The organism is Thalassolituus sp. UBA2009 (genome assembly GCF_002335285.1).
Classification (GTDB): Bacteria; Pseudomonadota; Gammaproteobacteria; order Pseudomonadales; family Oceanobacteraceae; genus Venatoribacter; species Venatoribacter alkanivorans.
The window spans coordinates 15,204-29,767 of sequence record NZ_DDCJ01000089.1 but is presented as its reverse complement, the minus strand read 5'-3'; the positions used below and the strand labels follow the sequence as shown (position 1 = coordinate 29,767).

General features: G+C 54.4%; 14 protein-coding genes. 6 read left to right on the top strand and 8 right to left on the bottom strand.

Annotated features, from left to right (window positions below):
• Positions 1 to 47: 47 nt before the first annotated feature.
• From B3P58_RS11175 to cydP, 8 genes are all read right to left on the bottom strand, one after another.
• Positions 48 to 485, bottom strand: coding sequence for an OsmC family protein (locus B3P58_RS11175; protein ID WP_286717547.1), 438 nt, complete (start codon positions 483 to 485; stop codon positions 48 to 50).
• 1 nt (position 486) lies between these two features.
• Positions 487 to 1,107: a Tll0287-like domain-containing protein gene (locus tag B3P58_RS11170; RefSeq protein ID WP_286717545.1), complete on the bottom strand. Its 621-nt coding sequence runs from the start codon at positions 1,105 to 1,107 to the stop codon at positions 487 to 489.
• Between the two features lie 13 nt (positions 1,108 to 1,120).
• Positions 1,121 to 1,501 (bottom strand): rhodanese-like domain-containing protein, encoded by a 381-nt coding sequence (locus B3P58_RS11165; RefSeq protein WP_145466687.1) that lies wholly within the window; start codon positions 1,499 to 1,501, stop codon positions 1,121 to 1,123.
• A gap of 79 nt (positions 1,502 to 1,580) precedes the next feature.
• The gene (locus tag B3P58_RS11160; RefSeq protein WP_230332387.1) at positions 1,581 to 1,877 is read right to left on the bottom strand and encodes a cyd operon YbgE family protein; all 297 of its coding nucleotides are present in this window, start codon (positions 1,875 to 1,877) and stop codon (positions 1,581 to 1,583) included.
• 3 nt (positions 1,878 to 1,880) lie between these two features.
• Positions 1,881 to 1,997, bottom strand: coding sequence for a cytochrome bd-I oxidase subunit CydX (gene cydX, locus B3P58_RS11155; RefSeq protein WP_145466689.1), 117 nt, complete (start codon positions 1,995 to 1,997; stop codon positions 1,881 to 1,883).
• 15 nt (positions 1,998 to 2,012) lie between these two features.
• Entirely contained in the window at positions 2,013 to 3,149 is a 1,137-nt protein-coding gene (cydB, locus tag B3P58_RS11150) for a cytochrome d ubiquinol oxidase subunit II (protein WP_286717541.1), read from the bottom strand.
• Between the two features lie 10 nt (positions 3,150 to 3,159).
• Complete coding sequence (locus B3P58_RS11145) at positions 3,160 to 4,764, bottom strand: cytochrome ubiquinol oxidase subunit I (protein ID WP_286717539.1); 1,605 nt, start codon at positions 4,762 to 4,764, stop codon at positions 3,160 to 3,162.
• Positions 4,761 to 4,958, bottom strand: a complete 198-nt coding sequence (cydP, locus tag B3P58_RS11140; protein ID WP_230332385.1) for a cytochrome oxidase putative small subunit CydP — start codon at positions 4,956 to 4,958, stop codon at positions 4,761 to 4,763. The genes B3P58_RS11145 and cydP overlap by 4 nt, the downstream gene beginning before the upstream one ends.
• Positions 4,959 to 5,274: 316 nt before the next feature.
• Between cydP and B3P58_RS11135 the strand changes: the two genes are divergently transcribed.
• From B3P58_RS11135 to B3P58_RS11110, 6 genes are all read left to right on the top strand, one after another.
• On the top strand, positions 5,275 to 6,657 hold the full coding sequence (locus B3P58_RS11135) for a sigma-54 interaction domain-containing protein (RefSeq protein WP_225692823.1): 1,383 nt from the start codon (positions 5,275 to 5,277) through the stop codon (positions 6,655 to 6,657).
• 277 nt (positions 6,658 to 6,934) lie between these two features.
• Positions 6,935 to 10,708: a DUF1631 family protein gene (locus B3P58_RS11130; protein WP_286717537.1), complete on the top strand. Its 3,774-nt coding sequence runs from the start codon at positions 6,935 to 6,937 to the stop codon at positions 10,706 to 10,708.
• Positions 10,709 to 10,807: 99 nt separating this feature from the next.
• Positions 10,808 to 11,641 (top strand): TRAP transporter TatT component family protein, encoded by an 834-nt coding sequence (locus B3P58_RS11125; protein ID WP_286717535.1) that lies wholly within the window; start codon positions 10,808 to 10,810, stop codon positions 11,639 to 11,641.
• A gap of 6 nt (positions 11,642 to 11,647) precedes the next feature.
• Complete coding sequence (gene dctP / locus B3P58_RS11120; protein WP_145466695.1) at positions 11,648 to 12,649, top strand: TRAP transporter substrate-binding protein DctP; 1,002 nt, start codon at positions 11,648 to 11,650, stop codon at positions 12,647 to 12,649.
• Positions 12,649 to 13,134 carry a TRAP transporter small permease gene (locus B3P58_RS11115; protein ID WP_286717533.1) on the top strand — a complete coding sequence of 162 codons (486 nt, stop codon included), beginning with the start codon at positions 12,649 to 12,651 and terminating at the stop codon, positions 13,132 to 13,134. The genes dctP and B3P58_RS11115 overlap by 1 nt, the downstream gene beginning before the upstream one ends.
• The gene (locus B3P58_RS11110) at positions 13,131 to 14,408 is read left to right on the top strand and encodes a TRAP transporter large permease (RefSeq protein WP_145466697.1); all 1,278 of its coding nucleotides are present in this window, start codon (positions 13,131 to 13,133) and stop codon (positions 14,406 to 14,408) included. The genes B3P58_RS11115 and B3P58_RS11110 overlap by 4 nt, the downstream gene beginning before the upstream one ends.
• Positions 14,409 to 14,564: the final 156 nt, after the last annotated feature.

Here is a 14,564-nt window from a genome sequence, read left to right as displayed (position 1 = left end):
AGGCGACGCAGATCACCCATAAAGGCAATCGGCGCCGCTTACAGCACTCAGAACAGCGGGTTAACCTGAACGTCGCTGGTAGTGGAGTTAGCAATAAAACAATGCTGGTGTGCTTTATCGTGCATGGCGATCACCGCCGCTTCATCCGGTTGTTTATCACCGCCGAAAACCACCTTCGGATTCAGACGGATACGGGCAACCCAGAATTTTCCATCGTCGCGCTGTTCCATTTCCGCCACCGCCGAATCGTCATACGACAACACCTGCAGGCGCTTTTTTGCCGCCAGTGCCAGAAAGGTCTGCATATGGCAGCTGGCCATTGCCGCCGCCAGCATCTGTTCAGGGTCGGCACCAAAATTGTTACCGGCCCCACCTGCAGCCAGACTGACCTGAGGTAAAAACTGAATATTATGGCGGCGCTCAAATCCCTCATGGGAAAACTCACCCTGTTTTTCCCAGCGAATATCAATACGGTGTTCCGACACGTTATTCCTCCAGTGTTTTACGCAAAGTGAAAGCACCACGCAGATCGCCGGCATTAAAGCCGCGTGCCTGATCGGCAGGATACAACTCGTCCAGCCTGGCGGTTACCGCCGGTGCCAGTTGTGAGCCATGACAGGTCAGGCACAGCGGCGCCGTTGGAATGGCTTTCATATAACGGAATTCGCCATCGGCAACGGTCGTCGCTTCAATGCCCGCCGGGTCTTCACCGGCCTGCATTCGGCGGGAAAAATCTTCCAGCGTCTGCAGTTCCCAATCATCGGCAACATTATCCGGGTTGCGGATTTTTGTTGAGGTGCGCGCCACCTGCCAGCCATTCTGGCTCAGCCCGGCGGCAATGGCCGGAGCTTCGGTATTGCACAGCTGAATCGCCGCTTCAGGGCCGCTCGCCTGAATCCCCTGCTTCAGGGTTTTCTGCAATGCCTGAGCAAAGGCTTTGGTCTGTTGCCGGGCTTCCTGAGTCAGCTGAGCATTGTCGGCCGCCGCAACCACTGTCACCCTCTCCGGCGTCAGCTGAGTATTATCGGCAGCCACCACCACGGTCACCCACTCCGGCGCCAGACCTAGCATTGCCGTCAGCAACACACTGCGTTTTAACATTCCCATGGCCTGCAACTCCTCAGCGATACACGCTTGGGTCAACTTCCACTTTATGCACGGTGCCGCTCCAGCCATCGAAGCCACCCACCAGCATTTTCACCTGCTCAAACCCCATGCGTTTCAGGGTGTAGGCTGCCAGTGTGCTGCGGCCGCCATTTTTACAATACAGCAGAATCTCGGCCTGGGGATTGGTCAGCGCCGGGTGATCACCGACACGGAATTCCAGCACACCGCGCGGGACGTTAACCGCACCCGGCAGGTGGCCCATATCAAACTCCGCTGGCTCACGTACATCGAGTACCACAGCGCCGTTCGCCAGCAACGCCTCAGCGGCGGCGGCATCAACAGGATTCACCGCAGAGCGGGCTTCGGCCAATAAATCGTCTTTGCTTAATGCCATGTCAGTTCTCCTTTTACATTTCCGGATAAGCATACAGAAATACAGCCGGTATGGCAGCCCCGACACTGATACAACAGGGTCAGACGATCCACCACCAGCCACAAACCAGCATCAGTGGCCAGCCGATATAAGGGCTGAACACCAGACGCCAGATTTTCATTTCCGGCACATAGCCAACACCATGCACAAAACCAGCGCTGATGCCCCACAGGCACAGCGACAGCAGGCCATGGTCAATATTCATGGTTTCGCTGGCGACCACATGCGGCACCACCAGCAATAATCCCGATAAACCGAGCGCTGCCAGCAGTGACAATGCCCGGGCCCAGCCCGCATACAGCGGGCCGTAAGCTTTGTAATCCACCGGTGCGTTCATGGTTTACTCTTTCAGATCCGCATCGCGGTCGAAGTTTTCGTTCATTTCCAGCCACATGGCGTTAATCAGACCAAAAGAACAGGCCAGCAACACCCCTAAAATCCAGGCGAAATACCACATAAATCGTCTCCTTTCTCAGTAAGTGCTGTATTTATTATCTTCAATAAAAGCCGTGGTCAAACGACCGCGCATTTTGTAATAGCCCCAGGTGGTATAGAGCAGAATAATCGGTACAAAGAACATCGCCACCCAGAACATAATGCCCAGCGTTTTCTGACTGGAAACCACATCCCATACCGTCAGGCTGAACGAAGGGTCCAGACTCGATGGCATAATGAACGGAAACAGGCTGAACCCTGCGGTACAGATAATACCGGTCACCGCCAGCGAGCTGCCGATAAAGGCCAGAGCACCACGGTTAGCAGCAGACATCAGCACGGTAATTAACAGGCCGGTAAAAGCGATCACCGGTGCGCTGATCATGAGCGGATAACGGGAATAATTTTCCAGCCAGCCACCCGCTGCGACGTCCACGGTTTTATCCAGTGGCGTCATGGCCGCGGCAGTATTAATCGTACTGGTAATTACCAGACCGTCGATTCCCGCATAAATCCAGATGCCGGCCGTGGCAAAAAGTACGGCAACGATAATCGCCAGCAGCATGGAGATTTTCCGCGCGCGCTCGTGCAGGTCACCATCGGTACGCATCTGCAGATAGGTTGCACCGTGCATGGCCAGCATACCAAGACTGACCAGACCGGCCACCAGCGCAAACGGATTCAGCAGCGCCCAGAATGAACCGGTATAGGTGGAGCGCATAAATTCATCCAGAGTAAATGGCACGCCGAGGAATAAATTGCCGAAGGCCACACCAAACACCAATGCCGGAACCGCGCCGCCAACGGTCAGACCCCAGTCCCAGGCACTGCGCCAGCGCGGATCTTCCATTTTCGAGCGGTACTCAAAACCCACCGGACGGAAAAACAGTGCAAACAACACCAGCAACAGCGCCCAGTAAAAACCGGAAAATGCGACGGCATACACCACCGGCCAGGCCGCAAAAATGGCACCACCCGCGGTAATAAACCACACCTGATTACCATCCCAGTGCGGGCCAATGGTATTCAGCATCACGCGGCGCTCGCTGTCGGTTTTACCGAGCACACGTAACAAGGCACCTACGCCCATATCAAAACCGTCGGTCACTGCAAAACCAATCAGCAGCACACCAATTAATACCCACCAGATTAATTTAAGGCTTTCGTAATCCATGTTCTGCTCCTTATGCCTGATCGGCGACAGCTTGCTGAGGCTGGGCGATAGCCGCACCGGCAGCGTGATTCTGTTCAAAATGATAACGGCCGGTATGCAGACTGGATGGCCCCAGTCGGGCAAAGCGGATCATCAGGTACATTTCGACAATTAACAGCAGCGTATAAAAACCGATAAACCCTGCCAGACTCATATAGAGATCTTCCACCGAACGGGTTGATACGGATAAATGCGTTGGCAGCACTTCGGCAATCGACCACGGCTGGCGACCGAATTCAGCGACAAACCAGCCTACTTCACAGGCAATCCACGGCGCCGGTAACGAAATAATCAGGGCTTTTAACAACCAGGTTTTGGTTTCTACGTTGTGCTGTGTGCTGTAGTAGAACGATAGTGAAATCAGAATCAGCATCAGGAAGCCAAGGCCAACCATAAGACGGAATGCCCAGAACATAGGCGCCACTTTCGGAATGGTATCCTGCGCCGCCTGTTTGATTTGTTCTTCGGTGGCATCGACCACATTGTTGGTATATTTCTTCAGCAGCAGGCCATAACCAAGATCGTCTTTCAGTGCATCAAAGGCTGCAACCGTCGGATCAGACTTATCGCCATGACGCATTTTTTCAAGCAGAGCATAAGCTTCAATACCACGACGAATGCGCAGCTCATGTTCCTTCAGCAGATCTTTAATACCGACAATTTCTTCATCCACCGAACGGGTAGCAATTAACCCCAGAGCGCCCGGAATTTTAACTGCGTAATCGGTTTCCATGGTTTCCTGATTCGGGAAGCCAATCAGGGTGAAATCTGCCGGTGGCTCCTGGGTATGCCATTCGGCTTCAATCGCCGCCAGTTTGGTTTTCTGCACATCACCGATTTCGTAACCGGATTCATCACCGAGAATAATCACACTGATAATAGAGGCAAAACCGAAGCTTGCGGCAATGGCAAACGAGCGGCGGGCAAAAGGAAGGTCGCGTTTTTTCAGCATGTAATACGCTGAAATTGCCAGCACAAACATTGCCCCGGTGACATAACCGGCGGATACGGTATGTACAAATTTAACCTGCGCTACCGGGTTAAAAATCACCTCAGCAAAGTCAGTCATTTCCATGCGCATGGTTTCGTAATTAAATTCTGCCCCCACCGGATTCTGCATCCAGCCATTGGCAATCAGAATCCACAGTGCCGACATATTAGAGCCAATCGCCACCAGCCAGGTCACCATTAAATGTTGTACGCGGGTCAGGCGGTCCCAGCCAAAAAAGAATAAACCAATAAAGGTCGATTCGAGGAAGAATGCCATCAGGCCTTCAATCGCCAGCGGTGCACCGAAGATGTCACCCACATAATGTGAGTAATACGCCCAGTTCGTACCGAACTGGAATTCCATGGTCAGGCCCGTGGTTACGCCAAGGGCAAAGTTAATACCGAATAACTTGCCCCAGAATTTCACCATATCCTGATAGACCTGTTTACCGGTCATCACGAAAGCAGATTCCATAATCGCCAGAATAAATGACAGACCCAGCGTTAATGGTACAAACAAGAAGTGATAAAGCGCGGTGATAGCAAACTGCAGCCGCGATAAATCGACGAGACTCTCACTGATCATTGCTGATCCTCCGATTGCGAGGGGGTAATAGTTGAAAGACCTAATTGTTGCGAAACAGCATCCTGCGGATTGGTCATGTCCACAGGGTCAGAAAACCAGAAAATGCGGATGGCAAAAATCAACACCAGCTTGATCAGCAGAACGACCATCAGCTCGCGCACCAGAGGTACAGAAAACAGGGATTTTTTTGCCATAAACGTTCTCTTGCAAAAGTGACACACCGTAGGCCGGCAATGGCCGGCAGATCCTCTGCAGCGCGACAGAAACATAAAACGCCAAAATAACTTTATCAGCATAAAGCAATATATCAGTAACAGCACTGCGATGCTTTGTCGCAGGGATGCGGACTATCCATATGCCGCGCCGGGCGGCACAGAGCATAGCAAGGAGCAGGCCAATCCGGATAAACGTGCTGAAAGGCCCGCACCGCAGGATAAATCCCAGACAATGCTTTACAAATTACTGACGGACTGCCAGATTTGACACACCACCTGCCACAGGCGTCATGTTATGTTCAGCAATCCACATTACCGCTCTCTGCCTGCCATCTCTTCTTTGCTGGATGCCATTGCCGCACCTGCCGTACTGCTCAGTCCGGATTATGAAATCTGTGCCGCCAACGAAGCCTATCGCCACACATTCGCCGGTAATGATGATGTGGTCGGCCGACACTGCTATGACGTATCCCATGGCTACAAGGTGCCCTGCGATCAGGCCGGTGAAACCTGCCCGCTGCGTCAGTGTTTCGAAAGTGGCCAGCGTCAGCGCATTCTGCATATTCACAACACGGCCCGCGGACGTGAGCATGTGGATGTTGAAATCAGCCCGATCCGTGATGAGCAGGGCGAAATCCGTTTCTTCGTAGAAATTATGAATCCGGTGCAGCATGGCGACTGCCCGTTTGAACAACAGATGGTTGGTTACAGCCCCGCTTATACCCAGATGCTGGAACTGCTCAGTCGTGCATCCGCCAGCGATATCAGCGTCCTGCTGCTGGGCGAATCCGGCACCGGTAAAGAACTGGCCGCACAGTATCTGCACGGCCACAGTCCGCGGCGTAACAGCCCCTTTGTTACCGTAGAATGCTCAGGACTGACTGAAAGCCTGTTTGAAAGTGAATTATTCGGGCACGAGAAAGGCGCTTTTACCGGCGCTACTCACCGCAAACCCGGACTGGTAGAAGCAGCACGTGGTGGCACGTTATTTCTGGATGAAATCGGCGATATTCCGCTGCCAATGCAGGTTAAGTTATTGCGTCTGATCGAATCCGGCAGTTACCGTCCAGTGGGCAGTATTACGCCGCGTCATGCCGATTTCCGTCTGATTTGCGCTACTCACCGCCAACTGGGTGATATGGTTGCCGCCGGCACCTTCCGCCAGGATCTGTATTACCGCATCAGCCCTTTCCCGGTGGTTTTGCCCTCCCTGCGCGAGCGGCCGGAAGACATCATTCCACTGGCGACTCACCTGTTGCAGCAACTCAGCCAGCACCGTGTCCTGCAGCTTTCAGAAGAAGCCTGCGACTGGCTGATACAGCAGGATTTTCCCGGCAATATCCGCGAGCTGCGCAACCGCATTGAGCGCGCCATCCTGCTGTGTGACGGCTCACAGATTGAACCCGAACACCTGCGCCTGAATCTGCACCAGTTCAGCCAGCATCAGCATGCTGCAGATAACAATCCTGCAGCCCTGATTGCCCACAATGGCCTGCCGGATATCATGCCACTGGATCAGCTCGAGAGCGCTTATCTTACCCAACTGGCCGCCCGTCACCCGGGAGACAATGCCAGACTGGCTCACAAACTGGGCATCAGTGAACGCACGCTGTACCGCAAACTGAAGCAGGCGCGGGCAGATAATCACCGCAATACGGGATCTGTTGACAGCGATTAAACGGGTGTCTGTACGCCGTAACCTTCTGATACTTTGGCCGTAATAACAGTAGGCGCGGCCATGGATTCAGATAAAATATGCGTTTACAGATATATTCCTGCCGGCCCCCTATACTGCCACTGCACTGGCTGGTATTCGTGCGCCCGAACGCAGGTAATGCCGGGATATAACAGCATTACTGCACAGAACAGGAAGGGATGGAGCGACGGACTATACTGATAATCCGGGCTCCAAAACCGGGGCCAGCTCAAGCTGCCCCGCATAAATGGACTGAAACATGGCTGTCGAACTGAGAGAACACCCGCGATTTTCCACCTACGTTAACGCACGCCTGTTATTTGCCGATGGCACCGCGCTCGACTGTCAGGTACTGGACTATTCGCAAAGCGGCATGCACCTGCTCTGGCCACACGGCCAGCCACAGAATACCAATGGCACCCTGACACTGGAGCTGTCACTGGATCAGCAAAAAACCAATGTCAAAGTAGAATGGGTATTCTGTAACGAGCAGCACGCCGGAGTACGCCTGCATCAAGCAGACGACCGTCTGTTTCTGCAGCTGCAGGAGTTCAACCAGAATCACCGCAATGTAAAGAAGCTCAGCCCCGAGCAGCGCAAAAAATATCTGGAGCTGTTCCATCAGGAAGCCAACGCCCTGATAGACCGCCTGCCCAAACTCTGGCTGCCGGAATTTCTTGAAGGCACCTTTACCAAAGCCAACATGGCGCGCAACACCACTGAGCAGCAACAGTGGCTGCGACTGGAAAAACAGTCGAAAGACAAAGCCGCGGCACTGCATCAGAAATTTACCCAGAACCTGAAACGTCAGCTTGAACTCTGGTCCGAAGGCAAGCCGGAATACAGCGCCGAAAATCAGCAGGCCAGCGGCGATATGCGTCTGTCGCTGGTACAGCAGGCAGAATTTGAAGACTGGTTACTGGCCAAAGTGACCTCCTCCCACCTGCAGTCACGGCTGGCCCACATGACCTTCGAGCTGCGTCAGCTGCTCGACACACTGTCCGACGCCAGCATCGAAAACTGCTTTAACCCGATTGGCCCGGGCACGGTTACCGAAGCCTTCCGCGATGCGCTGGAAAAACTGCAGCTGCCACAGGAAGCACGGGCACTGGCCTTTGAAACCTTTGAACAGATTGCCGGTGGCAACCTGCAAACCACGTATCAGAATCTGGTTAAACAGATCGATATTCCACTGACCTTCCGCTACCGGAGACCCACTCCGGAAAAGCAGGAAAACGCCCCGCAACAGAACCAGAATAACGGCGGAGGGAATGGTTCCGGCAACAACGGCTCCGGCAACAACGGTTCTGGTAACAACAGCGGCTCCAGTAACAGCGGCGCAGGAAATATCTCTCCCATCAGCAGCTCCGCTGGCTCAGGTTCAGCTGCGCGTAATATGCAGCCGGCTCACTATAACGAACAGACCCTGCAGAACTTCCAGCGTCACCAGGAAGAAGCCCGCCAGGCCTATTCCAATATTCAGAATCTGCTGCAATTGCGCTACCAGCGCTTTGAACAGGCGGCTCTGGCACAGGATGCCTTACCGGCAGCGGAGCCTGAACTGATCAGCAATGTTCTGAGCCATGTCGCCCAGCAGCAGAGCCTGGCTCAGGGCCATGTACGCGAGCACGTTGAAAAAGCCCTGGCCGAGAAAGACGTCAGCCTGCCAGCCGAATCCCGTGACGCCATCGACACACTGGAACACGTCACCCAGCACCTGCTGTCGAGCGATCAGGTTGCCGAATTTATCAAACCCTTTATTGAACGTCTGGGCTGGCCATTACTGCAGCTGATGCTGAAAGACGCCAGCCTGCTGTTCAACCCTGACCATCCCGGCCGGCAGGTACTGAATCAACTGGCCAAGCTGGGTCAGCTCACCACCAGCGGCGAAGCTCAGATAACAGCCCGTTTGCAAAGCCTGGTTGACCCGGTTGTGCACAACATCAGCAATGATGAAAGCTCACTCGATGAATTGCTCGAAAGCCTGCAGGGTCTGGTCAGCGGCGCAGAACGCAAAGCCCGGCAAAATGCCGAGCGCGTAGCTCAGGCTGCTGAGGGCGAGCATAAGTTACAGAAGGTCCGCCGCCAGATTGAACATCTGGTCGGTAAAGACAGCTCCGACCGGACACTGCCATCCTGTGTCGTTGAATGGCTGCAGCAGGGCTGGCAACAGATACTGGCATTGCTGCTGTTGCGCGAAGGTCCGGACAGCAAGCGCTTTAAAGGTGCGGTTAAGCTCTACCGTCAGGTACTGGCACTGTTTAATCCCGACAACAGTGGCCGGCGGGAATTACTGCAGCGCTTTCAGCCGATGATGGAGCTGGCCCGCGCCGAGCTTGATCGGCTGAATGGCAGCCTGCCGGAGCACCAGCGCTGGTATGACGAAATTATGGCCGCCGCCGAAAGCCATCTGAATCAGGGCGAAATCCGTGAAGCCATCGACCTGCCAACCTTCGTCGCCAAGCCCGCCGAAGTGGTGCCGGAAGGTCGCGGTGTACGCCGTGCCATGAATCTGCAGATCGGCGACTGGCTGTTACTGGTGGAACAGGATCAGGCGGTGTCTGTGGTGTGGATTGCGCAGGATGCTTCCAAGTTTGCCTGCGTCAATCACAGCGGTATGAAAGTGGTCGACTTTACTCTGGCCGAACTGGCCCGCGCCTTTGATGAAGGCCGGGTGAAACGGATGTACGAACAGGACGAATCAGCGGTCGATCAGGGCGTTGATAAACTGGTGCAACAGATTTACCGCGATCTGTCTGAGCAGGCCAATATCGACGCTCTTACCGGTCTCACCAATCGTCAGCATTTCCTGCGTCAGTTACAGGAACGCTTCCAGGCCAGCCTGCGTAACCCGGCACCCTGCACTCTGGCCATGATCGATATCGACCAGTTCAAACTGATCAACAAAAACTACGGCGTCGATGGCGGCGATACCTGCCTGCAGGCCGTGGCGACTATGCTGGAAGAAGAGTGCAAAGATGCGTTGTGCGCCCGTATCGGCAGTAACGAGTTTGCCGTACTGCTCAATCACGCGGATATGGAGCAGGCCGAAGCCAGCATCAAACTACTGAAGAAAAATATAGAAGGCACTGCCATCAGCAGTGGCTCAGACAGTTTCCATATTCATATCAGTGTCGGCCTGGCCGCCATGAATGCCGATATCACCGACGCATCCGATCTGGTTGAGCAGGCCGAATCTGCCTGCCTGATTGCCAAGGAAAAAGGTGGCTCACGTATCGTTCAGTACGAATTCGATGACGCCGGCCGCCTGCGTCACGATGAGTTTATGGCCTGGGGCAACAAACTCAATCAGGCGCTGGCCAACAACCAGTTACAGGTGCTGTGCGTACCGATCACCGCCATTCAGGAACGCCACAAAGGTACCCGTCAGTACGAAATCATTATCAGCATCCGGGATAAAAATGGTGCTCAGATTCCGCCACTGGAATATCTGCAGGCTGCTGAAAACTACAACCGTATGTATATGCTCGACCGCTGGACCCTGGAGCAACTGGTGCAGTGGCTGCATGATCACCCCAATGCCGCCCAGAGTATCAGCCGTTTTGTGCTGCGCCTGTCGGGTCATGCCATCAATGATGAAAGCCTGCTGGCCTATATTTTTGAGCAGGCGCGCGAAAAAGATGTTCCGGTGAAGAAACTCTGTTTTGAGCTGAACGAGACATCCGCTATCCGCAATCTGGAAGATGCCGCCGATTTTATGCATGAAATGCGCAGTCTCGGCTGCCAGTTTGTGCTGTCGGATTTCGGTACCGGACAATCGTCATTCGAATACCTCAAAGCCCTGCCGGTTGACTATGTGAAGATCGATCACAGCTTTATTGACGGGCTGCATACCAGTTCAGCCGATTATGCGCTGGTGAAATCCATTCAGGAAATCACCCATTTTATGGCCAAAAAAACCATCGCCGAATACAGCGCCAACAATAACGTCTGGGAAATTCTGCGTTCTATTGGTATCGACTTTGTCGTCGGCGCACCGGCTGAATATCAGCCGCTGGAGAAGCTTGGCTGACACACCCGGGGTTTATGGCCTGAGCAGGTAATGAAACCGCAAGGATAACCAGTGTACAATCCGCGCTCCTGAAAGCAGCGCTCTGGTTCTGAAAGCGGTATGAAAACACTAGTCAGTCTTATGTTATTCGGGTTACTCAGCGCCTGCTCGGTGAGTAACCTGCCCGGCAACCTCTCCCGTTCAATGATGAACCAGGATGACCCGGCCATCGTCGCCGCCGGTGCTCCGGCCTATCTGTTGTTACTTGATGCCCTGATTCTTACTTACCCCGAAAACGAAGACTTCCTGCTCGCCGGCTCCCGTCTGTACGGCGCTTATGCCGGCGTCTTTGCTCAGGACCCGGATCAGGCCAAACGCATGGCCGACAAGGCCATCGGCTACGCCCGCCGCGCCCTGTGCGAATACGATGAAGATGCCTGCACCTTAATCGACGGCCCACAGAATGATCTGCTGGCCGGTCTGGAAGAAGACTACGACGCCGACGATATCGCCGTGTTCTACGCCATGGCTGCCGCCTGGGCCGGCTGGATTCAGGCCAACAGCGACGACTGGAATGCTATCGCCCAGCTCGGCAAGGTCAAAATTCTGATGCAGTGGGTCGCAACCCAGAACCCCGCCTACGATCACGCGACCGTGCAGGTTTACCTCGGTGTACTGGAAACCCAGCTCCCTCCGTCACTGGGCGGTAAACCGGAACTGGGACGGGAATATTTTGAACGCGCCATCGACATGACCCGGGGCGAAAACCTGATGGCCAAGGTGCTGTACGCCAAGCAATACGCCCGCCTGATGTTTGAACAGGAATTGCACGACCGCTTATTACAGGAAGCTCTGGATGCCGACCCGCACAGCGAGGGGCTCACCCTGATTAACCGTCTGGCCCAGCGCCAGGCAGCCGTTCTGTTAGCCGAATCCTCTGAATACTTTGAGTGAGATCCTATGAAACTGATCACCGCCCTGGCGCTGACCCTGAGTCTGCTGAGTCCTCTGGCTCAGGCTGCCACCACCCTGAAAATTGCCACTCTGGTTCCTGATGGCACCAACTGGATGAAGCTGATGCGTCAGGCTGCTGATGACATCAAGCAGGAAACCGACAGCCGGGTAAAAATCAAATATTTCCCCGGAGGCGTACAGGGCAGCGATAAAAGCGTGCTGCGTAAAATGCAGATCCGTCAGCTGCAGGGTGGTGCCGTTTCTACCGGTGCAATGTCACACATTACCAACGTGACGCAGTTGTACAGCCTGCCATTCACGTTCCGCAATCTCGATGAAGTTCGTGCTGTGCGCGCCGAGTACGACCAGTACATCGCTGCAGCGCTGCAGGAAAAAGGCTACATCCTGCTGGGCCTGTCAGAAGGCGGTTTTGCTTATCTGATGTCCAACAAGCCACTGAAATCATCGGTGGATGTTCGCAGCCAGAAAGTCTGGGTGCCGGAAGGCGATATCATCAGCCAGACCACTTTTGAGAATGGTCAGGTTGAGCCGATCTCCCTGCCGGTATCCGATGTTTATACCAGCCTGCAGACTGGCCTGATTGATACCGTTGCCGTCAATGCCACCTCGGCGATTGCCCTGCAATGGCACACCAAACTGAGCTATGCCACCGATTTTCCACTGGCCTTTATCTTCGGCATGCTGGTCGTTGACGAACGCGCCTTCAGCAAAATCGACGCTGCTGATCAGGCCGTTGTGAAACGCATTATGGCCGCAACCTTCCGCGCGATGGATGTACAGAACGAAAAAGACGAGCAGGGTGCACGTGCGGCACTGGCACAGAATGGCATGCAGTTTGTCGAGCTGACCGAAGAAGATAAGCTGGCCTGGCGCAAGATGGCACAGGACAGCATTAACACCCTGCGCGAGAAATCGGTTTACCCGGTTGAGCTGTACAACAAGCTGAAGCAGAGCCTGAACAACAACCGTCAGGCGGCTGCGCAGTAATGAAGAAATGGCTGTCTACCCTGCACCGCATCGAAGATGCTGTACTGGTGCTGTTACTGCTGGCGATGATTGTTCTCGCCGGCGTCGATATTCTCGCCCGTACACTGTTTGGTGGCGGGGTGGTCTGGGTGCAGCCATTGCTGCGGGTTATGGTACTTTGGCTTGGCCTGCTCGGTGCCCTGCTTGCCACCCGCTCACGCGAACATATCGCCATTGATCTGATCAACCGCCTCGCTGGTCCGCAAACCAAACGCTGGCTGGCGGTACTGACCTCGGCCTTTGCGGCCTTTATCTGTCTGGTTGTAGCCTGGAATGCTCAGGCCTTTGTGCGCTTTGCTTTCGAGTTTGGCGATATCGCATTCGGACGTGTGCCAGCCTGGCCTCTGCAACTGGTGATTCCGTTAAGCTTCGCGCTGATGGGATTACGTTTCAGCCTGCAGGCCGTGCAGGAACTGCTCGGGCAGACCCGGGAGGCTGAAGCATGAGCATTCTGGTTCCGCTGTTACTGTTATTTCTCGCATTGGCCGGTGCACCACTCTTTACCGTGATTGCGGCCAGCGCGATGTGGGGCTTCTGGCAAACCGATGTTGATCTGCAGACCATGGCCATCAGCATCTATCAGATTGCTGAAATGCCGGTGCTGATTGCAATTCCGCTGTTTACCTTCGCAGGTTATTTATTGGGCGAAAGCAAGGCTCCACAACGCCTGGTACGCATTACCGATGCCTTCCTTGGCTGGATGCCCGGCGGTCTGGCAATTGTGGCTCTGGCAGCCTGTGCACTGTTTACCGCCTTTACCGGCGCCTCCGGGGTGACCATCGTTGCTCTTGGTGCGCTGCTGGTGCCGGCCCTGCAGAAAGCAGGCTACAAAGAGTCGTTTAATCTCGGTCTGGTTACCACTTCCGGTAGTCTGGGTCTGTTATTCGCACCATCACTGCCACTGATTCTGTACGGTGTGGTTGCTCAGCAAATGGCGCTGGACACGCCGGTCAGCATCGATGACCTGTTCCTCGCTGGTCTGCTGCCAGGCCTGCTGATGTTGTTTGCCCTGTCGCTCTACAGCGCCTGGCAGTCACGCGGTATTGAGCGCGATCATCATCCTTTTGATAAAGCAGAAGCCTGGGCGGCGATTAAAGACAGCGCATGGGAAATTCCGCTGCCTTTTGTAGTACTGGGCGGTATTTACAGCGGCTTTTTCGCGGTATCAGAGGCGGCTGCGCTGACCGCCTTTTATGTGCTGATCGTCAGTGTGGTTATCCGCCGAGAAATCAGCCTGACCCGGCTGCCGCTGGTGATGCGCGACTCGATGAAACTGGTGGGCGCGATTCTGCTGATTCTGGCGGTCTCCATGGCTTCAACCAATTACATGATTGATGCCGGCATTCCGGAGCAGATCTTTGCTTTTATCCAGCAACACGTCAGTGATTCGTTCACCTTTTTGCTGCTGCTGACGATCTTCCTGCTGATTCTGGGCATGATGCTCGATATTTTCTCAGCCATCGTCATTATGATTCCGATCATTCTGCCGATTGCCATTGAGTACGGCATTCATCCGATTCATCTGGGCATTCTGTTCCTCGCGAATATGCAGCTGGGCTACTTTACGCCGCCGGTTGGGATGAACCTATTTATTGCCAGCTTCCGCTTTAATAAGCCGGTTATGACCCTGTACCGCGCCACCATCCCGTTCTTCTTTATTCTGCTCGCCTGTGTGCTGATTATTACCTATTGGCCTGGCCTGAGCCTCGCGCTGCTGTAAAACACGATCACAGACGCTCTGCGGAGCGTCTGACCCTTCTTTACAGCTGCTTGCCCAATCTGACATGGCCCTGGGTTATGGTAGTAACTCATGATCGTGCTCATGGATGAGTATCCTTCCTAAGACGTTGTTTGCGGGTTAATCTTGACCCGCTTT

What these genes read in the sequence shown, in the direction of transcription:
- B3P58_RS11110 (WP_145466697.1), top strand. Translation starts at nt 13,131, where the DNA reads ATGAGCATTCTGGTTCCGCTGTTACTGTTATTTCTCGCATTGGCCGGT.
- B3P58_RS11130 (WP_286717537.1), top strand. Translation starts at nt 6,935, where the DNA reads ATGGCTGTCGAACTGAGAGAACACCCGCGATTTTCCACCTACGTTAAC.
- B3P58_RS11115 (WP_286717533.1), top strand. Translation starts at nt 12,649, where the DNA reads ATGAAGAAATGGCTGTCTACCCTGCACCGCATCGAAGATGCTGTACTG.
- B3P58_RS11165 (WP_145466687.1), bottom strand. Translation starts at nt 1,501, where the DNA reads ATGGCATTAAGCAAAGACGATTTATTGGCCGAAGCCCGCTCTGCGGTG.
- dctP (WP_145466695.1), top strand. Translation starts at nt 11,648, where the DNA reads ATGAAACTGATCACCGCCCTGGCGCTGACCCTGAGTCTGCTGAGTCCT.
- cydP (WP_230332385.1), bottom strand. Translation starts at nt 4,958, where the DNA reads ATGGCAAAAAAATCCCTGTTTTCTGTACCTCTGGTGCGCGAGCTGATG.
- B3P58_RS11125 (WP_286717535.1), top strand. Translation starts at nt 10,808, where the DNA reads ATGAAAACACTAGTCAGTCTTATGTTATTCGGGTTACTCAGCGCCTGC.
- B3P58_RS11145 (WP_286717539.1), bottom strand. Translation starts at nt 4,764, where the DNA reads ATGATCAGTGAGAGTCTCGTCGATTTATCGCGGCTGCAGTTTGCTATC.
- cydX (WP_145466689.1), bottom strand. Translation starts at nt 1,997, where the DNA reads ATGTGGTATTTCGCCTGGATTTTAGGGGTGTTGCTGGCCTGTTCTTTT.
- B3P58_RS11135 (WP_225692823.1), top strand. Translation starts at nt 5,275, where the DNA reads ATGTTCAGCAATCCACATTACCGCTCTCTGCCTGCCATCTCTTCTTTG.
- cydB (WP_286717541.1), bottom strand. Translation starts at nt 3,149, where the DNA reads ATGGATTACGAAAGCCTTAAATTAATCTGGTGGGTATTAATTGGTGTG.
- B3P58_RS11170 (WP_286717545.1), bottom strand. Translation starts at nt 1,107, where the DNA reads ATGGGAATGTTAAAACGCAGTGTGTTGCTGACGGCAATGCTAGGTCTG.
- B3P58_RS11160 (WP_230332387.1), bottom strand. Translation starts at nt 1,877, where the DNA reads ATGAACGCACCGGTGGATTACAAAGCTTACGGCCCGCTGTATGCGGGC.